General features: G+C 58.5%; 24 protein-coding genes. 13 read left to right on the forward strand and 11 right to left on the reverse strand.

What is annotated here, in order from left to right; genetic code table 11:
- Positions 1-58: 58 nt before the first annotated feature.
- Positions 59-352 (reverse strand): LexA regulated protein, encoded by a 294-nt coding sequence (gene ybfE, locus PGS10_RS03560; RefSeq protein WP_015367696.1) that lies wholly within the window; start codon positions 350-352, stop codon positions 59-61.
- Positions 353-485: 133 nt separating this feature from the next.
- Entirely contained in the window at positions 486-1259 is a 774-nt protein-coding gene (gene ybfF, locus PGS10_RS03565) for an esterase (RefSeq protein ID WP_045393004.1), read from the reverse strand.
- A 229-nt stretch (positions 1260-1488) separates the two neighbouring features.
- Between ybfF and seqA the strand changes: the two genes are divergently transcribed.
- Genes seqA through PGS10_RS03580 form a run of 3 tightly spaced genes read left to right on the forward strand, consistent with a single transcriptional unit; the run spans position 1489 to position 4216 of the window.
- Complete coding sequence (gene seqA / locus PGS10_RS03570) at positions 1489-2049, forward strand: replication initiation negative regulator SeqA (protein WP_047049252.1); 561 nt, start codon at positions 1489-1491, stop codon at positions 2047-2049.
- Positions 2050-2081: 32 nt separating this feature from the next.
- Positions 2082-3722 (forward strand): phosphoglucomutase (alpha-D-glucose-1,6-bisphosphate-dependent), encoded by a 1641-nt coding sequence (pgm, locus tag PGS10_RS03575; RefSeq protein ID WP_047049249.1) that lies wholly within the window; start codon positions 2082-2084, stop codon positions 3720-3722.
- A gap of 56 nt (positions 3723-3778) precedes the next feature.
- Positions 3779-4216, forward strand: coding sequence for a hypothetical protein (locus tag PGS10_RS03580; protein WP_045393008.1), 438 nt, complete (start codon positions 3779-3781; stop codon positions 4214-4216).
- On the opposite strand, the gene kdpE is transcribed toward PGS10_RS03580, so the two are convergent.
- The 6 genes from kdpE to kdpF are packed head-to-tail and all read right to left on the reverse strand — an operon-like array spanning position 4198 to position 11983.
- On the reverse strand, positions 4198-4875 hold the full coding sequence (gene kdpE, locus PGS10_RS03585; RefSeq protein WP_047049246.1) for a two-component system response regulator KdpE: 678 nt from the start codon (positions 4873-4875) through the stop codon (positions 4198-4200). The two genes, PGS10_RS03580 and kdpE, sit on opposite strands and share 19 nt — an antisense overlap.
- Positions 4872-7559: a two-component system sensor histidine kinase KdpD gene (gene kdpD, locus PGS10_RS03590; RefSeq protein WP_047068327.1), complete on the reverse strand. Its 2688-nt coding sequence runs from the start codon at positions 7557-7559 to the stop codon at positions 4872-4874. The genes kdpE and kdpD overlap by 4 nt, the downstream gene beginning before the upstream one ends.
- A 3-nt stretch (positions 7560-7562) precedes the next feature.
- The gene (gene kdpC, locus PGS10_RS03595) at positions 7563-8135 is read right to left on the reverse strand and encodes a potassium-transporting ATPase subunit KdpC (RefSeq protein WP_045393015.1); all 573 of its coding nucleotides are present in this window, start codon (positions 8133-8135) and stop codon (positions 7563-7565) included.
- A gap of 10 nt (positions 8136-8145) precedes the next feature.
- Positions 8146-10194 (reverse strand): potassium-transporting ATPase subunit KdpB, encoded by a 2049-nt coding sequence (kdpB, locus tag PGS10_RS03600; RefSeq protein WP_045381543.1) that lies wholly within the window; start codon positions 10192-10194, stop codon positions 8146-8148.
- A 20-nt stretch (positions 10195-10214) separates the two neighbouring features.
- The gene (gene kdpA / locus PGS10_RS03605; protein WP_063414724.1) at positions 10215-11894 is read right to left on the reverse strand and encodes a potassium-transporting ATPase subunit KdpA; all 1680 of its coding nucleotides are present in this window, start codon (positions 11892-11894) and stop codon (positions 10215-10217) included.
- A complete protein-coding gene (gene kdpF / locus PGS10_RS03610) occupies positions 11894-11983 on the reverse strand; it encodes a K(+)-transporting ATPase subunit F (protein WP_020079348.1) in 90 nt (29 codons plus the stop codon). The genes kdpA and kdpF overlap by 1 nt, the downstream gene beginning before the upstream one ends.
- A 313-nt stretch (positions 11984-12296) precedes the next feature.
- Between kdpF and PGS10_RS03615 the strand changes: the two genes are divergently transcribed.
- Positions 12297-12503: a DUF2517 family protein gene (locus PGS10_RS03615; protein WP_015367687.1), complete on the forward strand. Its 207-nt coding sequence runs from the start codon at positions 12297-12299 to the stop codon at positions 12501-12503.
- Between the two features lie 178 nt (positions 12504-12681).
- Complete coding sequence (gene phrB, locus PGS10_RS03620; protein ID WP_316422453.1) at positions 12682-14091, forward strand: deoxyribodipyrimidine photo-lyase; 1410 nt, start codon at positions 12682-12684, stop codon at positions 14089-14091.
- 3 nt (positions 14092-14094) lie between these two features.
- Here phrB and dtpD read toward each other — a convergent pair whose 3' ends face one another.
- The gene (dtpD, locus tag PGS10_RS03625) at positions 14095-15573 is read right to left on the reverse strand and encodes a dipeptide permease DtpD (RefSeq protein WP_047049237.1); all 1479 of its coding nucleotides are present in this window, start codon (positions 15571-15573) and stop codon (positions 14095-14097) included.
- Between the two features lie 268 nt (positions 15574-15841).
- Between dtpD and ybgI the strand changes: the two genes are divergently transcribed.
- From ybgI to nei, 8 genes are all read left to right on the forward strand, one after another.
- Positions 15842-16585 carry a radiation resistance protein YbgI gene (gene ybgI, locus PGS10_RS03630; protein WP_316422454.1) on the forward strand — a complete coding sequence of 248 codons (744 nt, stop codon included), beginning with the start codon at positions 15842-15844 and terminating at the stop codon, positions 16583-16585.
- Between the two features lie 14 nt (positions 16586-16599).
- Positions 16600-17256: a 5-oxoprolinase subunit PxpB gene (gene pxpB, locus PGS10_RS03635; RefSeq protein WP_316422455.1), complete on the forward strand. Its 657-nt coding sequence runs from the start codon at positions 16600-16602 to the stop codon at positions 17254-17256.
- On the forward strand, positions 17250-18182 hold the full coding sequence (gene pxpC / locus PGS10_RS03640) for a 5-oxoprolinase subunit PxpC (protein ID WP_213797409.1): 933 nt from the start codon (positions 17250-17252) through the stop codon (positions 18180-18182). The genes pxpB and pxpC overlap by 7 nt, the downstream gene beginning before the upstream one ends.
- On the forward strand, positions 18172-18915 hold the full coding sequence (gene pxpA, locus PGS10_RS03645) for a 5-oxoprolinase subunit PxpA (RefSeq protein WP_015367681.1): 744 nt from the start codon (positions 18172-18174) through the stop codon (positions 18913-18915). The genes pxpC and pxpA overlap by 11 nt, the downstream gene beginning before the upstream one ends.
- Before the next feature lie 74 nt (positions 18916-18989).
- Positions 18990-19715 (forward strand): DUF969 domain-containing protein, encoded by a 726-nt coding sequence (locus tag PGS10_RS03650; RefSeq protein ID WP_045393033.1) that lies wholly within the window; start codon positions 18990-18992, stop codon positions 19713-19715.
- A complete protein-coding gene (locus PGS10_RS03655; protein ID WP_047049226.1) occupies positions 19712-20707 on the forward strand; it encodes a DUF979 domain-containing protein in 996 nt (331 codons plus the stop codon). Before PGS10_RS03650 ends, PGS10_RS03655 begins: the two co-directional genes overlap by 4 nt.
- Positions 20708-20716: 9 nt before the next feature.
- Complete coding sequence (pcp, locus tag PGS10_RS03660) at positions 20717-21361, forward strand: pyroglutamyl-peptidase I (RefSeq protein WP_316422456.1); 645 nt, start codon at positions 20717-20719, stop codon at positions 21359-21361.
- A gap of 15 nt (positions 21362-21376) precedes the next feature.
- Positions 21377-22168 carry an endonuclease VIII gene (gene nei, locus PGS10_RS03665; RefSeq protein WP_047049221.1) on the forward strand — a complete coding sequence of 264 codons (792 nt, stop codon included), beginning with the start codon at positions 21377-21379 and terminating at the stop codon, positions 22166-22168.
- Positions 22169-22266: 98 nt separating this feature from the next.
- On the opposite strand, the gene gltA is transcribed toward nei, so the two are convergent.
- Positions 22267-23550 (reverse strand): citrate synthase, encoded by a 1284-nt coding sequence (gene gltA, locus PGS10_RS03670; protein ID WP_015367676.1) that lies wholly within the window; start codon positions 23548-23550, stop codon positions 22267-22269.
- Positions 23551-23733: 183 nt separating this feature from the next.
- Positions 23734-23865, reverse strand: a complete 132-nt coding sequence (locus PGS10_RS25180; protein ID WP_418268990.1) for a hypothetical protein — start codon at positions 23863-23865, stop codon at positions 23734-23736.
- Between the last annotated feature and the right edge of the window lie 86 nt (positions 23866-23951).

The raw sequence follows: 23951 nt of genomic DNA on the forward strand, positions 1-23951 counted from the left end.
AACAGCAATAACGTCCTGGTGCACACTCTGCTACATGAAAGCGATTTTTTTGCGTTTTTCAGACTTCGCCCTGGTTACGCAGGCAGGCCAGTTGGTGCATCAGCATCTCTTCGATAAGATCGCTGCGGCTCATGTTGCGGGCTTCCGCCAGCTCATTAAGCGCGTCGACCGCATCGGCGTTGAGCTTCAACTCAACGCGTTTCAAGCCGCGAACTTTATCGCGTTTGAGCTGATTGCGTTTGTTGATGCGCAGTTGTTCATCGCGCGAAAGCGGATTGGTTTTCGGTCTACCCGGGCGACGCTCATTTGCGAACAAATCTAATGTCGTTCGGTCCGTTTGTTCTTTTGCCATGATTCAGAGTGACTTCGGGGAAACAAGCTGCCGGGCTATAGCCGGCGCAGATAGCGCGCCATAATACATCAGGCGAACCGCTGCGCCAACGACCGCAGGCATTATGCCGCGCGGTCGGGCGTTTTTTAGCCACTCAGGCTTCAATTGTGCTCAGATAACGGCGAATTGCGCGTAAAACCGCCTCGGGTTTTTCCGCATGCACCCAGTGTCCGGCGCCGGCAATGACGTGAGCGCGGGCCTGCGGGAACTGCGCCAGCAGCGCGTCGCGGTATTCATCGGTGACATAAGGGGAGTTGCCGCCGGGAATAAATTGCGCCGGGTGCGGCCAGGCTGGCACCGTTTCCCAGCCGACAATATGCGGATATTGATCCCACAGCGCCGGCACGTTGAAGCGCCACGCGCCGTCGACAAAGGATTTCAGCAGAAACTGAATGACGCCTTCTTCATTTATATGCTCGCGCATCACCTGCGCCGCCTGCTGGCGGGTGCTGGCGGCGGATTCGCTGACGGCGTTAATCGCCGCGAAGATCTCATCATGACGGCGGACGTGATAAGCCACCGGCGCAATATCAATCGCCACCAGCCCGGCGATGCGATCCGGCGCCAGCGCGGTCAGCGCCATCACCGCTTTGCCGCCCATTGAATGGCCGATAAAGGTCGCTTTCTCTATCTGATGATCGTCAAGAGTATCCAACAGATCCTGCGCCATCGCGCGGTAGGTCATCTCCGGCGAACGCGGCGATAAGCCGTGGTTGCGCATATCGACCTGCAATATATCGTAGTCGGCGACCAGATCGCGGGCGAGGATCCCAAGGTTGTCCAGGCTGCCGAACAGGCCGTGTACCAGGACGATTGGGGATTTATTGTGCGGGTTTTGTGCAGATTGCGCTCGGCTATTTAATTTCATGGCAAAGTTCTTTTTTTCGCTCCGTCGGGTTAGGGTATTATGTTGGACATTCTGCCATTAGGCTGCAAGACCCGGAAGCATTCTGAGTTTTACCGCCATCCTGGTTTGACGCTATTCGCGGTTGGGATTTGTCCTCTATCTGATGCCTTTTGCGCAGTAGTGTGAAAGACAAAGGATAGTTAATCCCGACGACTTGTATTCAGAAACAAAGAAATCGCACTGGATTAAGATGAAAACAATCGAAGTTGATGATGAGCTCTACCGCTATATTGCCAGCCACACTCTGCATATCGGCGAGAGCGCATCCGACATTTTACGGCGCATGCTGAAATTTACCGCCGTTTCTCAGCCTGCATCTGGCGCGCCTGCGGCGAAAGCCGCGCCGGCGGCTGCTCCTGCGTCGGCGCCAGTCGTCGAAGCGAAGCCGGCCAACCCGGTTAAAGATAAAGTCCGCGCCATGCGCGAACTGCTGTTATCTGACGAATACGCTGAACAAAAGCGCGCGGTTAACCGCTTCATGCTGGTATTGACTACGCTTTACTCGTTAGACAGTAAGGCTTTTTCAGAAGCCACTGAATCTCTGCACGGGCGCACCCGCGTATACTTCGCCGAAGATTCACGGACGCTGCTGAAAAGCGGTAATCAGACCAAACCGAAACAGGTTCCTGGTACGCCGTGGTGGGTTATCACCAATACTAATACCGGCCGTAAATGCAGCATGATCGAACACATCATGCAATCAATGCAGTTCCCTGCGGAGCTGATTGAAAAGGTTTGCGGCACGATCTAGTTAATTAAACTTTGCACCAGAAGGATCAGGCAATGGCAATCGATAAACGTGCGGGTCAGCCGGCACAACAGAGTGATTTGATTAACGTCGCCCAGCTGACCGCTCAGTACTATGTGCTGAAGCCGGAAGCGGGTAATGCGGAGCATGCGGTTAAGTTCGGCACCTCCGGCCATCGCGGTAGCGCAGGGCGCCACAATTTCAATGAGCAGCATATTCTGGCGATTGCGCAGGCGATTGCGGAAAACCGCGCGAAAAACGGCATCACCGGCCCGTGCTACGTGGGTAAGGATACCCACGCTTTATCCGAACCGGCATTCATTTCCGTGCTGGAAGTGCTGGCGGCGAACGGTGTTGATGTGATCGTTCAGGAAAACAACGGTTTCACTCCGACGCCGGCGGTCTCCAACGCGATTCTGGTGCATAACAAAAAAGGCGGCCCGCTGGCGGATGGTATTGTGATCACGCCATCGCACAACCCGCCGGAAGATGGCGGTATCAAATACAACCCGCCAAATGGCGGCCCGGCTGATACCAACGTGACGAAAGTAGTGGAGAACCGCGCTAATGAACTGCTGGCCGCCGGTCTGCAGGGTGTGAAGCGTATCTCTCTCGACGCCGCGCTGGCGTCCGGCCACGTAAAAGAGCAGGACCTGGTGCAGCCGTTTATTGAAGGGCTGGCGGATATCGTCGATATGGCGGCTATCCAGAAAGCGGGCCTGAAACTGGGCGTCGATCCGCTGGGCGGCTCGGGTATCGAATACTGGAAACGTATCGGCGAACACTACAAGCTGGATCTGACCATCGTCAACGATCAGGTCGATCAGACGTTCCGCTTTATGCACCTTGATAAAGATGGCGCGATCCGTATGGACTGCTCCTCCGAGTGTGCAATGGCGGGTCTGTTGGCGCTGCGCGATAAGTTCGATCTGGCCTTCGCCAACGATCCGGATTACGACCGTCACGGTATCGTGACTCCGGCTGGGCTGATGAACCCGAACCACTATCTGGCGGTGGCTATCAACTACCTGTTCCAGCATCGCCCACAGTGGGGCAAAGATGTTGCGGTTGGTAAAACGCTGGTTTCTTCGGCGATGATTGACCGCGTGGTTAACGATCTGGGCCGTAAGCTGGTGGAAGTGCCGGTAGGCTTCAAGTGGTTTGTTGACGGTCTGTTCGACGGCAGCTTCGGCTTCGGTGGTGAAGAGAGCGCCGGGGCATCGTTCCTGCGTTTCGACGGCACGCCGTGGTCCACAGATAAAGACGGTATCATCATGTGCCTGCTGGCGGCTGAAATCACCGCGGTCACCGGTAAGAACCCGCAGGAGCACTATAACGAGCTGGCGCAACGCTTTGGCGCCCCGAGCTACAACCGTCTGCAGGCCTCCGCCACTTCCGCGCAGAAAGCGGCGCTGTCTAAGCTTTCGCCGGAAATGGTGAGCGCCGATACGCTGGCGGGCGATCCGATCACCGCGCGTCTGACCGCGGCGCCGGGCAACGGCGCTTCTATCGGCGGGCTGAAAGTGATGACCGACAACGGCTGGTTTGCGGCCCGTCCGTCAGGCACCGAAGACGCCTACAAAATCTACTGCGAGAGCTTCCTTGGCGAAGAGCATCGCAAGCTAATTGAAAAAGAAGCGGTAGAGATTGTCAGCGAAGTGCTGAAAAACGCCTGATTGTCCTATCAGCATCAGGCCCCCCTGCGGGCCTGATTTTTTTCGCAAGGAATGCGATGAAATTACAACGGAAGTCCCTTTTTTTGTTCTGGGCGTGGATGGATCTCTTTTTCGTCCTGCAATTCTTATGGTGGAATATTTCCCACCGCCGTCTTCCTTTCTACGACGATCTACTGGCGTATCTTCAGCTGCTGCACACTTACGGCGCAGCGGCGGCCTGGCTGTACCCGCTGAATGTTCTGCTGATTATCAGCATTCCGCTGTCGATGATCCTATTTTTCCGTCAGAGCCGCTATGCGCTGTGGTTGGCCTGGGGGCAGGCGCCGCTCAGGCTGGTATTTATGCAGCCTTCGCTGTCGCTGGGTCTGTGGCTGATTCAAGCCGCCGGCGTCAGGAATTTAGCGATCCTGGCAGGCTTCCTGCTGCTCTCTGAAGGGCTGAAAATCGCCACTCTCTGGTACTGCAGAGGCGAATTTCAGGGCATAAAGCGATAGCCAATCCCGGTTTCGGTCAGCAGGTGCTGCGGCCGCGCCGGGTCAACCTCCAGTTTTTGCCGTAAGTGCCCCATATAAATCCGCAAATAGTGACTGTGTTCGACGGCGTTAGGCCCCCATACCTGATTCAGAAGCTGGCGCTGGGTGAGCACTTTGCCCGGATTGTTCAGCAGCGCCGCCAGCAGGCGAAACTCGATGGGCGTCAGGTGAATTTCTTCACTGCCGCGCACGATACGGCGGGCGGGGATATCGACGCTAATATCGGCAAAACGCACCACCGGCTCATCGGCCTGCGCGCTGCCGTGACGGCGCAGCGCGACGCGTAGCCGCGCCTGCAGTTCACCAATGCCGAACGGTTTACTGAGGTAGTCATCGGCGCCGGCGTCAAGGGCGGCGATTTTGTCATGCTCTTCGCTGCGCGCCGACAGCACGATAATCGGCATTTGGCTCCACTGGCGGACTTCGCGGATAAAATCATTACCATCCCCGTCCGGCAGGCCGAGATCGAGGATCGCTAAATCCGGTTTGCGGGTGGCGGCTTCGATTAGCCCGCGCTGCAGGGTTTCGGCTTCAAATACGCGCATGCCGTCAGCTTCCAGCGCAGTGCGCAGAAAGCGGCGGATAGCGTGTTCGTCTTCGATGATTAAAACGTTAATCACAATTCCTCGGTTAACTCTTCCAGTTCTGGGGGCGCTTCTCGCGGCAGTGTAACACGGAAACAGGCGCCGCCCTCCGGACGGTTGCTGGCGGTAATGCTACCGTCGTGCACCTCGACAATGGCCTGGCAAATGGCCAGCCCCAGGCCGACGCCGGGGATAGCAGACTCTTTATTACCACGGGCGAATTTATCAAAGATAGCCTGTTCCTGGCCTGCCGGGATCCCAGGACCATTATCCCAGACTTCAATGATCAACTGCTGCCTATCCGCTTCGGCGTGAATGCCAATCTGCGCCTGCGCGCCGGCGTATTTATGCGCGTTCTCCAGCAGATTGATCAGCACCCGTTCAAACAGCGGGCCGTCAACGTGGACCAGCAGCAGCGGGTCCGGCAGCGACAGCTGGATGCGCTGGCCGCCAAGCCCAGGCTCCAGCATACGCAGGGCGCTGCCAACAACCTCTTCGAGGGTTAACCACTCTTTGTGCAGATTAAAACCGCCGGACTGGATACGCGCCATATCCAGTAGATTATTCACCAGCCGGGTGGTGTTGAGCACGTGCTGGCGAATTTCGTTGGCCTGCGGCGCGTGCTTCGAACCTTCGCTGGCCAGATCGAGAGTGAGGATCTCCGCCTGGCCGAACAGGACCGTCAGCGGCGTCCGCAGATCGTGAGAGAGGGCGGCCAGCAGTGAGTTGCGCAGGCTTTCGCGTTCGCTGGTCAAGCGCGCCTGCTCTTCGCTGGCGGTCAGGGTCAGGCGCTCAAGGGCGCTGGCCACCAGCAGGGTAAAGGTTTCCAGCAGTCGCTGTTGTTCCGGGATCATCAGCTGACGCAGATTTTCCGGTTCGACCAGCAGCAGCCCCCAGGTGCGGGCGGCGCTTTGTAGCGGCAGAATTTGATATGGTACGCCGGGGAGAGTGTCGGTGCCGGCCCCGGCTGGCTGGCCTTTATCAAAACTCCAGCGGGCAATCGCATCATCCCACGAGAAAACGCCGGATTGCTGGGTCATCGGCTGCAGCTGCCCGTTCTCATCCGGCAGCAGTAGTTGGCTGCGGGCCTGAAAAGTGGAAGTAATAAAGCGTTCGCTGGTGGCGGCGATATCTTCGCGGCTGCGTCCGACCGCCAGCGCTTTCGACATTTCATACAGATGCCGGGTACGTCGCTCGCGATAACGCGCCACCCGCGCCTGGTAACGCATCCCGGCGGTCAGATTGCCGATCACCAGACCAACGGTCAGCATCACGCCGAACGTCAGCAGATACTGGACGTCGGAAACCGCCAGCGTACCGCGTGGGGCGACAAAAAAGAGATCGAAGCTAATGACGTTGATAAAGGTCGCCAGCACCGATGGCCAGCGGCCATACAGCAGAGCGATTATCACCACACCCAGTAGATAGAGCATCACCAGGTTGGCGGCCTCAAAGGCCATCAGCCACTGCATGGCAACCACGGTGATAATGGCGCACAGCGCCACGGCCAGCAGACAGCCCTTCAACTGCTGGCGCCACTTATCGATCGCCGTGCGGTTGTCGTTCGCGCGGGCGGGCAGAGAAGCCGGTTTTTCATCCAGCGCGATCACCACCAGATCGAGGTCCGGGGCGCGGCGCGCCAGACGGTCGGCAAATCCGGCTCGTTCCCACCAGCGTCGCTCCCCCTGGCGACCAATCACAATTTTGCCGAGGTTATGTTCGCGAGCGTAATGCAGTACCGCTTTTTCTTCCGATGGATCGGAGAGGGTGGCGGTTTCGGCGCCTAACTCTTGCGCCAGCTTCAGCGCCGCGAGGATCGCCCGCCGTTTGGCCTCCGGTAGACGGTGCAGCGAGGGGGTTTCCACGTATACCGCGTGCCAGACGCTGCCGAGCCTGGCCGCCAGCCGGGCGGCGGCGCGAACCAGTTTTTCGCTGCCGGTGTTGTGGCCGATGCACAGCAGAATGGCGTCGCGGGTGTGCCAGACTTTTTCCTGCCCCTGGCGGTCGCGCCAGGCGCGCATTTGTTCGTCTACCCGGTCGGCGGTACGGCGCAGCGCCAGCTCGCGCAGGGCGATCAAATTACCTTTGCGGAAGAAGTTTTCGATGGCGCGTTCGGCCTGGCCGCCAATGTACACCTTGCCCTCATTCAGGCGCTGGCGCAGATCGTCCGGCGGTAAATCCACCAGAACTACATCATCGGCGGCGTCGAAGAAGGGGTCGGGGACGGTCTCGCGCACCTGCACGCCGGTAATACCGCTGACCACGTCATTGAGGCTTTCAAGATGCTGGACGTTGACGGTGGTGAAGACGTCGATACCGGCTTCGAGCAGCTCTTCGACGTCCTGCCAGCGTTTCGGGTGGCGCGAACCCGGCGCGTTGCTGTGCGCCAGTTCGTCCACCAGGATCAGCGCCGGACGGCGGGCCAGCGCGGCATCAAGGTCAAATTCATGGACGTAGCGTCCGCGATGGGAAATGCGTTTTTGCGGGAGGGTGCTGAGCCCCTCCAGCATGGCGGCGGTATCTTTGCGGCCGTGGGTTTCCGCCACGCCGATCAGAATATCCAGCCCCTGAGCGCGCAGCCGCTGCGCTTCCGCCAGCATTGCCCAGGTTTTGCCCACCCCGGCGCAGGCGCCGAAAAACACCTTCAGCTTGCCGCGATGCGGCGCAGCGGTTTGTTGCAGCAGACGGTCAGGGTCCGGACGCAGCGGCTCGTCACTCATTGATTAATCCTTTAGGGCATCCAGCGCCATATTCAGTTGCAGTATATTTACCACAGGTTGACCGAGAAAACTGAGCAACGGTTTTTGCGTCGCCTGATCCACTAGCTGTTTCACCTGCGCGTCGCTGAGATTGCGCGCTTTAGCGACGCGCGGTACCTGCCACAGCGCCGCGGCAGGGGTCAGGTTGTTATCCAGCCCGCTGGCCGATGCGGTAACCAACTCGACCGGCACCGTTGGGTTCGCTTGCGGGTTCGCGGCGCGTAACGCCTGTACCCGTTCGCTAATCGCTTTATCCAGCGCCGGATTGCTGACCGCCAGATTACTGCCGCCAGAGGCCAGCGGATTATCCGCCACCTCGGCCGTCGCGGAAGGGCGGCCGTGGAAATAACCGGCTGCGGTAAAGTTCTGCCCGATCAGCGCGGAGCCGCGCACTTCGCCGTCGATCTGGATCAGCGAGCCGTTAGCCTGCTGCGGGAACCACCACTGCCCTAAGGCGGTAGTCAGCAACGGATACAGGCCGCCAGTGAGCAGGGTTAACAGAATAAATAGCACAAATGCCGGACGAATCAATGACATGGTAGTTTCCTCACACCAGACCGGTCAGGGTCAGCAACAGGTCGATGGCTTTAATACCAACGAAAGGCACAATCAGGCCGCCGAGGCCGTAAACCCACAGGTTGCGGCGCAGCATCGCCGATGCCGACAGCGGACGATAGCTCACGCCCTTCAGCGCTAAAGGGATCAGGCAGACGATAATCAGGGCGTTGAAAATAACCGCGCTCATGATCGCCGAAGAGGGCGAGTGCAGATGCATCACGTTCAGCATCGCCAGCTGCGGATAGGCGGCGGCGAAGGCGGCCGGAATAATCGCGAAATACTTGGCGACGTCGTTGGCGATACTGAATGTAGTTAACGACCCACGGGTCATCAGCATCTGTTTACCGATATGCACCACTTCAATCAGCTTGGTCGGGTTTGAGTCGAGATCCACCATATTGCCCGCCTCTTTCGCCGCCTGGGTGCCGGAGTTCATCGCGACCGCCACATCAGCCTGCGCCAGCGCCGGGGCGTCGTTGGTGCCGTCGCCGGTCATCGCCACCAGCCGTCCTTCCGACTGATACTGGCGAATCAGCGCCAGCTTGGCTTCCGGCGTCGCTTCGGCCAGAAAATCATCAACCCCCGCTTCGGCGGCGATGGCGGCGGCGGTCAGGCGGTTATCACCGGTGATCATCACCGTTTTAATGCCCATTTTGCGCAGCTGGGCGAAACGCTCTTTAATGCCGCCTTTGACGATATCTTTAAGCGAAATAATCCCCAGTACGCGCTCGCCTTCCGCGACGACTAGCGGCGTGGCCCCCTGGCGGGCGACCTCTTCTACCTGCTTATCGACATCGGCCGGGAAGTGGCCGCCGTTAGCTTCGATATGGCGGCGAATCGCGTCTACCGACCCTTTGCGGATCATACGTTGGTCGATGTTGATACCGCTCATACGGGTCTGGGCGGTAAAGGGGACAAATGTGGCGTGCAGCGACTGCAGGTCGCGTTCGCGCAGATTAAAGCGCTGTTTCGCCAGCACCACGATGCTGCGGCCTTCCGGCGTTTCATCCGCCAGCGACGACAGCTGGGCGGCATCGGCCAGCACGCGCTCTTCGACGCCGCGCGCCGGCAGGAATGCCGAGGCCTGACGGTTGCCGAGGGTGATGGTACCGGTTTTATCCAGCAACAGTACGTCGACATCGCCGGCGGCTTCCACCGCGCGACCGCTGGTGGCGATAACGTTGGCGCCGAGCATTCTGCTCATCCCGGCGACGCCGATAGCGGAAAGCAGGCCGCCGATGGTGGTTGGGATCAGGCACACCAGCAGCGCCACCAGCACGGTAACGCTAACCGCATTACCGCTCCACGCCGAGAAGGGCCAGATGGTGGCGGTAGCCAGCAGGAATACCAGCGTCAGGGCGATCAGCAGGATCGTCAATGCGATTTCGTTCGGCGTTTTACGGCGCTGCGCCCCTTCAACCATGGCGATCATCCGGTCGAGGAAGGTTTCACCAGGGTTGACGCTGCAGCGGATCACCAGCCAGTCAGAAAGGATCCGGGTACCGCCAGTGACCGAGGCGAAATCGCCGCCGGACTCGCGGATCACCGGCGCGGATTCCCCGGTGATGGCGCTTTCATCTACCGAAGCGCCGCCTTCGATCACTTCGCCGTCGCAGGGGATAATGTCGCCGGCTTCCACCAGCACGATATCGCCTTTGCGTAACTCTTCCGCCGGGACGTGATCCATCGGGGCATCGTGCTGGGGCGCGCGCAGCTTACGGGCGAAAGCGGTTTTCTTCACCCCTTTCAGGCTATTGGCCTGCGCTTTGCTACGTCCTTCGGCCATGGCTTCGGCGAAGTTGGCGAACAGTACGGTAAACCATAACCACAGGCTGACGGCGGCGGTAAAACCGGCGTGACCCGCGAGATACCCCCCGGCCATGGCCATCGCCAGCAGGGTGGTCAGCACGCTGCCGATCCAGACGATAAACATTACCGGGTTACGCCACTGCACCGAGGGGCTGAGTTTTTTCACCGCATCCAGCAGCGCCTGACGCACCAGCGTCGGCTCCAGCAGGGCTAATTGTTTGCGACTCATAACAGGCTGCTCCGCATCGCTTAAAGTAAAGAGAAGTGTTCCGCCACCGGGCCGAGCGCCAGTGCGGGGATAAAGGTCAGGGCGCCGACCAGCAGGACGGTGCCGATCAGCAGGCCGATAAACAGCGCATCGTGGGTGGCGAGCGTCCCGGAGCTGGCGGGCTGAATTTTCTTATTCACCAGCGACCCGGCAATCGCCATCACCGGGACGATCACCCCGAAGCGGCCCACCAGCATGCAGAACGCCAGCAGCAGGTTCCAGAAGGTCGTGCCGGCGCTTAAGCCGCCGAAGGCGCTGCCGTTGTTGTTGGCCGCCGAGGTGACCGCGTACAACACCTCGCTAAAGCCATGCGGCCCAGGATTCAGCATGGCGCTGCGTCCGGCTTCGGTCATCATCGCCAGCGCGGTGCCGAGCAGTACCAGCGTCGGGGTTACCAGAATCGCCAGCGCGATCATTTTCATTTCGCGCACGTCGATTTTCTTGCCGAGATATTCCGGCGTGCGGCCAATCATCAGCCCGGCGATAAATACCGCCAGCATGACGAACAGCAGCATGCCGTACAGCCCGGAGCCCACGCCGCCGAAGACCACCTCGCCAATCTGCATCAGCCACATCGGCACCATGCCGCCCAGCGCGGTGAAGGAATCATGCATCGCGTTGACCGCGCCGCATGAGGCCGCAGTAGTGACTACCGCAAACAGGCTGCTGGCGAGAATGCCAAAGCGGCTCTCTTTCCCTTCCATATTCAGGCTGCTGTCGGCGCCAAGGCTGAGCAGATGCGGATTTCCGCGGGTTTCCGCCCACATCACCACCGCTACGCAGACCACGAAAATCAGCGCCATCGCCCACAGGATGGCGCGCCCCTGACGGCGATCGCCGACCGCTTCGCCAAAGGCAAAACACAGCGCCGCCGGGATCAGGAAGATCGCCAGCATCTGCACCAGGTTGGTTAACGCCGTCGGGTTCTCAAACGGATGCGATGAGTTGGCATTAAAGAAACCGCCGCCGTTGGTACCGAGCATTTTGATTGCTTCCTGCGAGGCGACTGGCCCCATCGGCAGCCACTGGCGAACCCCTTCCAGGCTGGTGAATGGCTGATAAGCCTGCAGGTTCTGCGGCACGCCCTGTTGCACAAAGAACAGCGCGATCAGCAGAGCGACAGGCAGTAGCAGCCATAGCGTAATGCGGGTCAGGTCGACCCAGGCGTTGCCGAGGGTGCTGACTTTTTGTCGCGCCCAGGCGCGGGTCAGTACGAAGATCACCGCAATACCGGTCGCGGCCGACAGGAAGTTTTGCACCGCCAGGCCCGCCATCTGGCTGAGATAGCTCATGGTGGTTTCCCCGGCGTAGGCCTGCCAGTTAGTGTTGCTGACGAAGCTTACCGCGGTATTCAACGCTAAATCCCATGACAGGTTGGGGAAGTGCTGCGGATTGAACGGCAGCCACCCCTGACACATTAGCAGCGCCATCAGCGCCGCGAGACCAATAGCGTTAAACAGCACAATGGCTATCAGGTACTGCCGCCAGTCCATCTCCTGGCTGCGAATCCCCGCCAGCCGCCAGATACCGCGCTCAACGCCGGCAAGCCCTGGAAGCGGGACGTCGTTGATCATTTTCGCCAGCAGCGAACCGAGTGGCCGCGCCAGCACCAGCAGTACCAGCAGGAAGCTGGCGATAAGTAAGAACCCTTGCGCGGCCATCAGAACGCCTCCGCATGTATCAGGGCATAGACCAGATACGCCAGCAGCAGGAACACCAGCGTTACGCCGGCAATGATGCCTGTAGTCACTTTCCACCTCCGGGTGTGTCTCTTATTGATATACCGAGAGGGTAGGAATTTCGGCGCAAAGATTTCGCAAAAATCGCCGCGGGCGGTGTAAAAAAAGTATAAAAATGGCTAAAGGCACAATTTAACTAATGATTAGTATTAATTTAACTTTTTTGTAACTCAATTACGCCATGAATGTAAATTAAGTATAAATAAGTGCTTTTTAGTGGTCGGATGAGTAGTAAAATTACAACCAGCGCGGTACTATTTGTGCAGACAAACATTGTGACATTTACCGGCGTTGCTTGCCGGCCTGACAAAGGGGAGAGAAATTATGGCGTTGTACAAAGCTTATCCTGCTCACATTATCCTGATGCGTCGCGCTTTCGCCGTCGTGGCCGGGGTTGCTGCGCTGCCGGTGATGCTGTTCTGGAAAGATCGTGCCCGTTACTACAGCTGGCTGCATCGCGTATGGGCGAAAACCAGTGAGCAGCCGGTATGGATGGCGCAGGCGGAAAAAGCCGCGCACGATTTCTACTAATCCGCGCTGCTGCGACGAATATAAAAACCGCCGGTTGACGACCGGCGGTTTTTTTTCGTCTGCTGTCTACACTTAGCTTTCACGCGCCGTGGCAGAATTGGCAGGTGCTTATTTTGCCGCAGCGCGCTATTTTGCCGGCCTGAGTGATGAGTTTTGCTTACGGAGAGTGAGGAGTTTTATGGCCACCCATCTGGTCTGGTTTCGCATGGATTTACGCCTTCACGATAATCTGGCGCTGGCCGCCGCCTGCCGAGACCCGCAGGCGCAGGTGCTGGCGCTGTATATCGCCACGCCAGAGCAGTGGCGCCAGCATCATATGGCGCCGCGCCAGGCGGCCTTTATCGCCAGCCATTTACGCAGCCTGCACGCGGCATTAGCGGAACGCGGTATTCCGCTGCTGGTAGAAGAAGCGGACGATTTCGCCGCCAGCATCGAGCTGCTGACGCGCTTCTGTAAACAGCACCAGGTGAGCCATCTATTTTATAACTATCAGTATGAGTTTAATGAGCGCCGGCGCGATGCCGGTGTTGAGAAAAGCCTGACAGAAGTTACCTGTCAGGGGTTTGACGACAGCGTGCTGTTGCCGCCGGGCAGCGTGATGACCGGCAACCGCGAGATGTATAAAGTCTTTACGCCGTTTAAAAATGCCTTTATCCGCCGCCTGCGTGAAGGGCTGCCGGAGTGCGTGGCGGCGCCTAAACCATGCCCGTCAGCCGCCCGTCAGGCGCCGCCGCTGCCTGAAATCAACTATCCGCAAACGGCATTTGACACCGATCTGTTCGCGGCGGATGAAAAAACAGCGCTCGCTCGATTGCGCGCGTTTTGCCAGCAGCCGGCGGCGGATTACGATCAGCAGCGCGATTTCCCGGCAATAGAAGGAACCAGCAGGCTATCGCCGTGTCTCGCGGTAGGCGTACTGTCGCCGCGCCAGTGCCTGCATCGCTTGCTACGGGAGCAGCCCGGCGCGCTGGATGGCGAAGCGGGCGCAAGCTGGCTGAACGAGCTTATCTGGCGCGAGTTCTATCGTCATCTGATGGTTTACTACCCGAAACTGTGTAAAGGCCGGCCCTTTGTCGCCTGGACCGACAAGGTCGCCTGGCGCAGCAATGAGGATGAACTGCGGGCCTGGCAACAGGGGCAAACCGGTTTCCCCATCGTCGATGCCGCCATGCGGCAGCTTAACGCCACCGGCTGGATGCACAACCGCCTGCGGATGATTGTCGCCAGCTTCCTGGCGAAAGACCTGCGCCTCGACTGGCGGCAAGGCGAGCGCTATTTCATGAGCCAACTGATCGACGGCGATTTGGCGGCCAACAACGGCGGCTGGCAGTGGGCGGCCTCGACCGGTACCGACGCAGCCCCTTACTTTCGTATTTTCAATCCGACGACCCAGGGGGAGAAATTTGATAAGCAGGGCGAGTTTATTCGCCGCTGGCTGCCGGAACTGGCGGAAGTACCAGAGAAAGCGCTGCATCAGCCGTGGCTGTGGGCGGATAAACAGGGGGTAGCGCTGAAGTATCCGCGCCCGCTGGTTGACCATAAGCAGGCGCGGCTGGAGACGCTGGCGGCCTGGGAAGCCGCCAGATAGTTTTTATTCTACCGCCAGTTGGCGGGTTTTGACCTTCACGGAGTGATACAGCCAGATGACCAGCACCAGGCCGACGCAGGCCAGCGCGCCCCAGGTGATCTGGCTGAAGACGTCGATATAGGCTTCAATCGAATAGTTTACCGCGCCGGCGGCATCAAACGACGCCTGCGACGTCTGGTCGGCGATGACGCCGGCCAGATAGTTGGCGATCGCCCCGGAAAGCAGCATATAGATACCGGTCAGCACTCCGGTGACGCCGGGGATTTCGATCCGGGTGATTTGCGACATCGCTACCGGATCGATAAACAGTTCGGCGAAACCCATCACCGCCAGCCCCAGTACCATTAGCGGCATGGAGGAGTGGCCATACGCGGCCGACCAGCGGGCGCTTAAGGTCAGAATGCAGAACCCGGCGCTCATTAGCCCGAGACCGAGGGCGAATTTCCCCCAGATACGCACGGTGCGGTTGCCCTTGATGTTCTCTTTAACCAGCCATGCCAGCACCATACCGCAGAGCATCACCGCAAAGGCGTTAACCGACTGGAACATCGCGGTTGGTACTTCATAGCTCATGACGTGGCGGTTCACGAAACGGTCGATATAGAGGCTGATGGAGCTGCCGCCCTGCTGGGCGAAGGCCCAGAACAGCAGGCTAAAACCGGTGAGGACGATAATCAGGCGCAGCTCTTTACGCTGTTTGTCGTTCTCCGCGCGCAGATAAATGCGCGCCAGTACCGCCAGGCCAATCACCGTCGCGACGATCAGCGCATACACCGACCACTCCTGCCAGAACAACACGGTAATCAGCAGCGGCGTCGCCACCAGCAAAACCAGCAGCCAGCCCCAGTTTGGCAGGACAAAGGTCCGCGCGCGCAGCGCCTCGCGGTTAACGCCGGTGGTATGGCGGAAGTGGCGACCGCCGCAGAGGAAAATCACCAGTCCGGCAATCATGCCGACTGCCGCCAGCGCAAAGCCCATCGCCCAGCTGTACTCTTCCTGCACGTAGCCGCAGGCGATAGGCGCGATGATCGAACCAATATTCCCCGCGGCGTACATCAGCGAGAAGCCGCCATCGCGGCGCGGATCGGTCGGCTCGTACAGTTCGCCAAGCAGGCAGCTAACGTTGGATTTAAACAGTCCGTAACCGCAAACGATAATCGCCAGCGACAGATACAGGAAGGTGGGAGCGACTTCGCTGGCGCCGAGCACCAGGTGACCGATAGCCATGAGTAGCGCGCCGAGCATCACCGCCATGCGGTTGCCGAGCAGTTTGTCGGCGAGGAAGCCGCCGAGAATAGGGGTGACGTAGACCAGGGAGCAGTAGGCGCTAAACAGGGTGTAGGCGTGGTTATCGTCGTACTTGAGCTGGTTGGTGAGGTACAGGATTAACAGCGCCCGCATGCCGTAAAAACTGAAGTATTCCCAAATTTGCAGCGCAACGACGTAATAAATCGCCCGTGGCTGTGAAGTTTGTCTGTTCATGTAACGTTCATTTCCTGGCCGTAAAACGAAAGTCGATCTTTCTGCATGAATAGCGTTTGTTTGGTGTTATTCATGGCCTAAATGGCTTTCTGGTTATTTAATATGCTTTATAAGTGCATAAATATACACTAATGCGCGGTGAGGGGAAGAGGCAATTTGGGCGATTACGCGAATGGCTGAAATGGACCCTTTGGCGTCGCTATCGACGACTCGGGCGGATGTGGTTATGTTATAGGTTTGTGCAAACTGATTTTCTGATGGAGCGGCAATGAAAAATAGCGAACTGGAACAATTAATTAACGAAAAACTGAATAGCGCGGCCATCAGTGATTACGCCCCGAACGGCCTGCAGGTGGAAGGGCGGGAGACGGTGCGGAAAATCGTCACCGGCGTGACCGCCAGCCAGGCGCTACTTGATGAAGCCGTTCGTCTGCAGGCGGATGCGGTGATTGTGCATCACGGTTACTTCTGGAAAGGCGAGTCGCCGGTGATCCGCGGCATGAAGCGCAATCGGCTGAAAACGCTGCTGGCCAACGATATCAACCTTTATGGCTGGCATTTACCGCTGGATGCGCATCCGGAACTGGGCAATAACGCCCAGCTGGCGCAGCTGCTGGGGATCAATGTAATGGGGGAAATCGAACCATTGGTGCCGTGGGGCGAGCTTTCTATGCCGGTATCCGGGCTGGAACTGGCATCGTGGATTGAAGCGCGATTAGGGCGTAAACCGCTGTGGTGCGGCGATACCGGGCCGGACAAAGTTACCCGCGTCGCCTGGTGTACCGGCGGCGGCCAGAGCTTTATCGATAGCGCGGCCCGCTTTGACGTCGATGCCTTTATTACCGGCGAAGTGTCTGAGCAGACGATTCATTCCGCCCGTGAGCAGGGGTTGCATTTTTATGCCGCCGGCCATCATGCCACCGAGCGCGGTGGTATTCGCGCCCTGAGCGAGTGGCTGACGGAAAATACTGACCTGGACGTCACCTTTATTGATATCCCTAACCCGGCCTGATGAGAGAGAAAAAAGTGCAGCGAGCGCGTTGTTATCTATTAGGTGAAACGGCGGTGGTCCTGGAGCTTGAGCCTCCGGTGACCCTGGAGAGCCAAAAACGTATCTGGGGCCTGACGCAGCGGTTGACCGATCGCGAAGAGGTGGTTGAAGTGATTCCGGGGATGAACAACATCACCGTTGTGCTGCGTCGTCCGCAGGAGATGGCGTGGGAGGCGATTGACAAGCTGCAGCGCTGGTGGGAAGAGAGCGATGCGCTGGAGCCGGAATCCCGCGAGATAAGTATCCCGGTTGTCTACGGCGGCGAGGCGGGGCCAGACCTTGGCGATGTCGCGCGCCATAGCGGGTTGAGCGAAAAGCAGGTGGTCGAACTGCACTCTTCAGTGGAGTACATGGTGTGGTTTCTGGGTTTCCAGCCGGGGTTTCCGTACTTTGGCGGCCTGCCGGAGCAGCTGGCGATGCCGCGTCGCGCCGAGCCGCGCGTACTGGTACCGGCGGGATCGGTAGGTATCGGCGGATCGCAAACCGGTATTTATCCGCTGGCGACGCCGGGCGGCTGGCAGCTGCTGGGTCGCACGCCGCTGGCATTATTCGATCCAAAACGTGAAGAGCCGGTGCTGCTGCGTTCTGGCGATCGCGTGCGCTTTGTGCCGCAGAAGGAGGGGGTATGTTGAAATTTATCCGCGCCGGCATGTACACCTCGGTCCAGGATGGCGGCCGGGAAGGCCAGCGCCAGTGGGGAATTAGCCGCTGCGGCGCGCTGGATAAACCGGCAATGACTATTGCCAATCTGCTGGTGGGCAATGCGCCGGAGACGGCGGCGCTGGAAATTACGCTGGGTCAGGTCGATGTACAGTTTACCCGCCATTGCTGGTTCGCGTTGACCGGAGCCGCCTGTGAAGCGACGCTCGACGGCGCGCCGGTCTGGTTGGGCTGGCGAATGGAAGCGAAGGCCGGGCAGCGGCTGGTGTTGAAAACTCCGCAGCATGGGATCCGCAGCTACCTGGCGGTGGCGGGCGGTATCGACGTGCCTGAAGTTTTAGGTTCCCGCTCTACCGATCTGAAAGTCGGTATCGGCGGAATCGAAGGGCGCCGGTTGCAGGATGGCGATCAATTGAAGATTGGGAAATCCTCCCGCCGCTTTAGCGCCTCGCGCGGCGTTAAACAGCTACCGACCGGTAATATCATTCGCGCGCTGCCGGGGCCGGAGTATCACGAATTCGACAGCGTGTCGCAGGAGTCTTTCTGGCGTTCGCCGTGGCGCCTTAGCCCGCAGAGCAACCGTATGGGCTACCGCCTGCAGGGCCAGCCGCTCAAACGCACAACCGACCGGGAAATGCTCTCCCATGGCCTGCTGCCCGGGGTGGTACAGGTGCCGCATAACGGCCAGCCGATTGTGTTGATGAACGATGCGCAGACCACCGGCGGCTATCCGCGTATAGCCTGCATTATTGAAGCCGATATGTACCAACTGGCGCAAATTCCGCTGGGTCAGCCGATCCATTTCGTCCCCTGTTCGCTGGAAGAAGCGCTGAAAGCGCGCGCCGACCAGCAGCGTTACCTTGAACAACTGGCCTGGAGATTAAGCGATGAAAATTGATTTAAATGCCGACCTCGGCGAAGGCTGCGCCAGCGATAGCGCGCTGCTGCAGCTGGTCTCTTCCGCCAATATCGCCTGCGGCTTTCACGCCGGTGATGCGCTGCTCATGCAGCAGTGCGTGCGCGAGGCGCTGAAAAACGGCGTTGCTATTGGCGCGCACCCAAGCTTCCCGGACCGGGAAAATTTCGGCCGCACCGCGATGCAGTTACCGCCAGAGACGGTCTACGCCCAGGTGCTGTACCAAATTGGCGCGCTGGCGGCGATCGTGCATGCCCAGGGCGGCGAGCTGCGGCACGTCAAACCGCACGGCATGTTGTACAACCAGGCGGCGAAAGAGCCACCGCTGGCCGATGCCATCGCTCGCGCGGTGCGCGATGCCGACGCCGGGCTGGTACTGGTCGGGCTGGCGGGGAGCGAGCTTATCCGCGCCGGACAGCGCTATCAGCTGACGACGCGCCAGGAAGTCTTCGCCGATCGCGGTTATCTCGCTGACGGTAGCCTGGTGCCGCGCAGCCAGCCGGGCGCGCTGATTGAGAGCGAAGAACAGGCGTTGGCGCAAACGCTGGAAATGGTGCAGCACAACCGGGTGCGCAGCCTGAGCGGCGAATGGGCGCATGTGAAGGCGGAAACGGTCTGCCTGCATGGCGATGGCGCTCATGCGCTCGATTTCGCCCGACGCTTGCGCGCTGCTTTCGCAGGGCGCAATATCGACGTCAGCGCGGACATTGATTAATAGTCCGCCTGAGTATTATTAATAATAATTAAATCAAATAACTAACAACACTCACAACTCAACAGGACGTTATTATGCAAGAGGTGATATCCCTCTGGCCGCTGATCGGCATTGCCGTGATTGTGGTCGGTTTTCTATTACGCTTTAACCCGGTGCTGGTGGTGATTATCTCCGGGATCGTCACCGGCGTGGCGGCGCATATGCCAATAGCCACTATTCTGGAGAAACTGGGCGAGGGCTTCCTCAATACCCGTAATCTGCCGTTTATTCTGCTGTTGCCGCTGGCGGTGATCGGGCTGCTGGAGCGCCATGGTCTGAAAGAGCGGGCGCAGGCGTGGATCGCGAAGATCCATAGCGCGACTGCCGGACGACTGCTGATCGTCTATCTTTTCGTGCGCGAAGCCACCGCCGCCCTGGGCTTGACCAGCCTCGGCGGACATCCGCAAATGGTGCGCCCGCTGCTAGCGCCGATGGCGGAAGGGGCGGCGGAAAAGCGCTTTGGCCCGCTGCCGGGCAATGTGCGCTACCGGCTGCGCGCAATGTCGGCGGCGACCGACAACGTTGGCCTGTTCTTCGGTGAAGATATTTTTGTCGCCTTTGGCGCGATCATCTTCATGCACAACTTTATGCTGGAGTCGGGCGGGATCCAGACCGAGCCGTTGCATATTGCCCTGTGGGGGATCCCGACGGCGATCTGCGCCTTCCTGATCCACGCCGCGCGCCTGTGGCGCCTCGATCGCCATCTCCAGCGCGAGCTGGACCGGGTTAACGCCGGGCAGGCGAAAGGCGGTGCGGCATGAACTTCCAACAAACGTATTTATATTGGCTGGCCGGCGCGGTACTGCTGGTCGTGGCTATCATGTCCTGGCGCGACAAAAGCAATCCGCGGCGCCTGACAACCGGCCTGTTCTGGGGCCTGTACGGGCTGGTGTTCTTGCTCGGCGACTGGACGTATCAACTGGTGGGCGATAAGCGTACGGTGAATATCGCCGTCGGCGGGGTGGTGGTGGTACTGGCGCTGATCGCTGGCTTTGGCGGTGTGCGCCTCGGCAGCTACCATCAGCGTACCCAGGAAGAGAAAACCGCCAGCGCGAAACGCCTCGGCAACAAACTTTTCTATCCGGCGCTGGCGATTCCGGTCGTCACCGTCATTGGCGTACTGCTGTTTAACAATCTGCCTTCATGGCAGGTGGCGCTCTTCGGGCCGGGCAACCACGCGACGCTGATTACCCTGTTCTCGATGACCGTCGGTACGCTGATTGGCCTGGCGATGGCGATTCGTATGACCCATGAAACGGTGGCGCAGCCGATGCAGGAAGCGCGCCGTTTGCTGGATTCTGTCGGCTGGGCCTTTATCCTGCCGCAAATCCTCGCGGTGCTGGGGCTGCTATTTACCGCGGCGGGCGTCGGAACCAGCATTTCATGGCTGACCGAGCACTATCTGGCGGTAGATAACCGCTTTATCGCCGTGGCCGTGTACGCCATCGGCATGGCGGTGTTGACGATGGTGATGGGCAACGCCTTTGCCGCTTTCCCGATCGTGACCGCCGGGGTTGGCATTCCGATTTTAGTCCTGCAGCACGGCGGCAATCCGGCGGTAATGGCGGCGATTGGTATGTTTTCCGGCTACTGCGGCACGCTGATGACGCCGATGGCGGCGAACTTTAATATCGTACCGGCGGCGCTGCTGGAACTGCCGGATAAAAACGCGGTGATTAAAGCCCAGGTACCGACCGGTATCCTGCTGCTGATCGTCAACGTATTCTTACTCTATTTCCTGATGTTCCTGTAAGGAGGGATGATGGCTGGCGTATTAATTACCGGTTTTGAGCCGTTCGGCGGCGAAACGGTTAATCCTTCATGGGAAGTGGTTAAGCAGCTTGATGGCGTGATTATTCGCGGGCAGCAGGTGGTGGCTAAACAGTTACCCTGCGTGTTCGGCGAGGCGCTAACGGTGCTGAACGCCGCGCTTGAAACCTATCAACCGCAGCTAACGATTGCCGTCGGGCAGGCCGGCGGCCGTGTCGATATTACCGTCGAACGTGTGGCTATCAACGTCGATGATGCGCGGATCCCCGACAATAAAGGCCAGCAGCCGATCGATGAGCCGATCGTCGCAAACGGTCCCGCGGCCTTCTTCAGCAAGCTACCGATCAAAGCGATCGTTAACATGCTGCGCCAGCAGGGGATCCCGGCCTCGGTGTCGCAAACCGCGGGCACTTTTGTCTGCAATCACGTGATGTATGGTTTGCTGCATCAGCTGCAGGGAAAAAGCGGGCAGAAGGGCGGTTTTATCCATATTCCGTATCTGCCTGAACAGGCGGCGGCCCACCCTGGCGAGGCGAGTATGTCGGTCGCGACGGTACGCGCGGCGCTGGAAACGGCAATTGCCGTCGCTCTTGAACAGAATGACGATGTCAAAATTGGCGGCGGCGCCACGCACTAACAAAAGGACGAAACTATGCCTGAAGGCCCGGAGATCCGCCGCGCGGCGGATAACCTGGAGGCGGCTATCAAAGGCGAACCGTTAACCGAAGCCTGGTTCGCCTTTCCACAGTTGCAACCCTATCAAAGCCAGTTGATTGGCCAGCGGGTGACCCATATCACCACCCGCGGCAAGGCCCTGTTAACCCACTTCTCCGGCGGATTGACGCTGTATAGCCATAACCAGCTATATGGCGTCTGGCGCGTGGTGGATGCCGGCGTTGAGCCGCAATCGAACCGCGTGCTGCGCGTCAGACTGCAGACCGCACGCAAGGCGATTTTGCTCTATAGCGCCTCGGAGATTGAGATATTGACGGCGCAACAGCTGGCCCATCATCCGTTTTTACAACGGGTCGGGCCGGATGTGCTGGATATGACGTTAACCGCCGGGCAGGTCAGAGAGCGGCTGTTATCGGCGAAATTTCGCAATCGCCAGTTTTCCGGCCTGTTGCTGGACCAGGCGTTTCTCGCCGGGCTCGGGAACTATCTGCGGGTAGAGATCCTGTGGCAGGTGGGGCTGACCGGGCAGCATAAAGCCGCCGAGCTCAATGAAACGCAGCTCGATGCGCTGGCGCACGCGCTGCTGGATATCCCGCGCCTTTCTTACCGTACCCGCGGCCAGGTGGATGAAAACAAACATCATGGCGCGCTGTTCCGCTTTAAGGTCTTTCATCGCGAGGGTGAGGCCTGCGAACGCTGCGGCAGCATCATTGAGAAAACGATGCTGTCATCGCGACCCTTTTACTGGTGCCCCGGCTGCCAGCACTAATGCCAGTTGTTGAGCGATTAAAATTTATTTGCACGTTTAAATAAAAAAATCGGGGAAGATCCCCGATTTTTTTATTGCTCACCCCGACAGGGTTAAAATTACTTCTTGAGATCGGACTTGAAATCGCGCTTCTGGTAGCCGGTATACAGCTGACGCGGACGGGCAATTTTCATACCGTCGCTGTGCATTTCGTTCCAGTGGGCAATCCAGCCGACGGTGCGCGCCATCGCGAAGATGACGGTAAACATCGAGGATGGAATACCCATCGCTTTCAGGATGATGCCGGAGTAGAAATCGACGTTCGGATACAGTTTCTTCTCGATGAAGTACGGGTCGTTGAGCGCGATATGCTCAAGTTCCATCGCCACTTCCAGCAGATCGTCCTTGGTGCCCAGCTCTTTCAGCACTTCGTGGCAGGTTTCACGCATAACGGTGGCGCGCGGATCGTAGTTCTTGTACACGCGATGGCCGAAGCCCATCAGGCGGAAAGAGTCATTCTTGTCTTTCGCGCGGCGCACGAATTCCGGAATGTGTTCAACGGAGCTGATCTCTTCCAGCATTTTCAGCGCGGCTTCGTTGGCGCCGCCGTGCGCCGGTCCCCACAGGGAGGCGATACCCGCAGCGATACAGGCGAACGGGTTAGCGCCGGAAGAGCCTGCGGTACGGACGGTAGAGGTTGATGCGTTCTGTTCGTGGTCAGCGTGCAGGATCAGGATACGGTCCATCGCGCGTTCCAGCACCGGGTTAACCTCGTAGGTTTCACACGGCGTGGAGAACATCATATTCAGGAAGTTACCCGCGTAGGAGAGATCGTTGCGCGGATACACGAAAGGCTGGCCGATAGAATACTTGTAACACATCGCTGCCATGGTCGGCATTTTGGACAGCAGACGATAGGCGGCGATTTCCCGGTGACGTGGATTATTTACGTCCAGGGAGTCGTGATAGAACGCCGCCAGCGCGCCGGTAATACCGCACATCACCGCCATCGGGTGAGAGTCGCGGCGGAACGCGTGGAACAGACGGGTAATCTGTTCGTGGATCATGGTGTGGCGGGTAACGGTAGTTTTGAATTCGTCGTACTGCTGTTGAGTCGGTTTTTCGCCGTTCAACAGGATGTAGCACACTTCAAGATAATTTGACTCGGTAGCCAGCTGATCGATCGGGAAACCGCGGTGCAGCAGGATCCCCTCATCGCCGTCGATAAAAGTAATTTTAGATTCACACGAGGCTGTTGAAGTGAAACCGGGGTCGAAGGTGAAGACACCTTTTGAACCAAGACTACGAATATCAATAACATCCTGACCGAGCGTGCCTTTTAGCACATCAAGTTCAATAGCAGTGTCACCACCCAGGGTGATTTTTGCTTTAGCATCAGACATTTATGGTCTCCTTAGCGCCTTTTATTGCTTAAGACTGCCGGGTGGTGGATTTGCATTCGGCCCGAACCTGACTACGTTACCAGATTGTTATGTTGCTCACAGCTCTGTGTCGCGAAAATTGCAGGGTACAGAGCGCAGGCGCTTGATGGTACGTCTTCAGCCCGGGAGTGAAACGGCAGCAAATCAGCGTTTTAGCAGCCCGAATATTAAAACCTGTATACCACTAATAACTGTCCTGATTACATCGGTCAATACCATCACACTGTTACATAACTTATTCTCAGGTGAAAGAGTGACCCCATAACTTTTGGGCATTATTGCATTAATCTAGTAATGGTTGTAACAAGAATGTTTAATATTTGTCAAATCAGGTGATTAAAATTTAAAATAATGTTGTAATC

The sequence above is a fragment of the Klebsiella sp. 141153 genome, assembly GCF_032601995.1.
GTDB lineage: Bacteria > Pseudomonadota > Gammaproteobacteria > Enterobacterales > Enterobacteriaceae > Klebsiella > Klebsiella aerogenes.

Coding starts and splice junctions, on each gene's coding strand:
- ybfE (WP_015367696.1), bottom strand. CDS start 352: ATGGCAAAAGAACAAACGGACCGAACGACATTAGATTTGTTCGCAAAT.
- ybfF (WP_045393004.1), bottom strand. CDS start 1,259: ATGAAATTAAATAGCCGAGCGCAATCTGCACAAAACCCGCACAATAAA.
- seqA (WP_047049252.1), top strand. CDS start 1,489: ATGAAAACAATCGAAGTTGATGATGAGCTCTACCGCTATATTGCCAGC.
- pgm (WP_047049249.1), top strand. CDS start 2,082: ATGGCAATCGATAAACGTGCGGGTCAGCCGGCACAACAGAGTGATTTG.
- PGS10_RS03580 (WP_045393008.1), top strand. CDS start 3,779: ATGAAATTACAACGGAAGTCCCTTTTTTTGTTCTGGGCGTGGATGGAT.
- kdpD (WP_047068327.1), bottom strand. CDS start 7,559: ATGAGTGACGAGCCGCTGCGTCCGGACCCTGACCGTCTGCTGCAACAA.
- kdpC (WP_045393015.1), bottom strand. CDS start 8,135: ATGTCATTGATTCGTCCGGCATTTGTGCTATTTATTCTGTTAACCCTG.
- kdpB (WP_045381543.1), bottom strand. CDS start 10,194: ATGAGTCGCAAACAATTAGCCCTGCTGGAGCCGACGCTGGTGCGTCAG.
- kdpA (WP_063414724.1), bottom strand. CDS start 11,894: ATGGCCGCGCAAGGGTTCTTACTTATCGCCAGCTTCCTGCTGGTACTG.
- PGS10_RS03615 (WP_015367687.1), top strand. CDS start 12,297: ATGGCGTTGTACAAAGCTTATCCTGCTCACATTATCCTGATGCGTCGC.
- phrB (WP_316422453.1), top strand. CDS start 12,682: ATGGCCACCCATCTGGTCTGGTTTCGCATGGATTTACGCCTTCACGAT.
- dtpD (WP_047049237.1), bottom strand. CDS start 15,573: ATGAACAGACAAACTTCACAGCCACGGGCGATTTATTACGTCGTTGCG.
- ybgI (WP_316422454.1), top strand. CDS start 15,842: ATGAAAAATAGCGAACTGGAACAATTAATTAACGAAAAACTGAATAGC.
- pxpC (WP_213797409.1), top strand. CDS start 17,250: ATGTTGAAATTTATCCGCGCCGGCATGTACACCTCGGTCCAGGATGGC.
- pxpA (WP_015367681.1), top strand. CDS start 18,172: ATGAAAATTGATTTAAATGCCGACCTCGGCGAAGGCTGCGCCAGCGAT.
- PGS10_RS03650 (WP_045393033.1), top strand. CDS start 18,990: ATGCAAGAGGTGATATCCCTCTGGCCGCTGATCGGCATTGCCGTGATT.
- PGS10_RS03655 (WP_047049226.1), top strand. CDS start 19,712: ATGAACTTCCAACAAACGTATTTATATTGGCTGGCCGGCGCGGTACTG.
- pcp (WP_316422456.1), top strand. CDS start 20,717: ATGGCTGGCGTATTAATTACCGGTTTTGAGCCGTTCGGCGGCGAAACG.
- nei (WP_047049221.1), top strand. CDS start 21,377: ATGCCTGAAGGCCCGGAGATCCGCCGCGCGGCGGATAACCTGGAGGCG.
- gltA (WP_015367676.1), bottom strand. CDS start 23,550: ATGTCTGATGCTAAAGCAAAAATCACCCTGGGTGGTGACACTGCTATT.
- PGS10_RS25180 (WP_418268990.1), bottom strand. CDS start 23,865: ATGCCCAAAAGTTATGGGGTCACTCTTTCACCTGAGAATAAGTTATGT.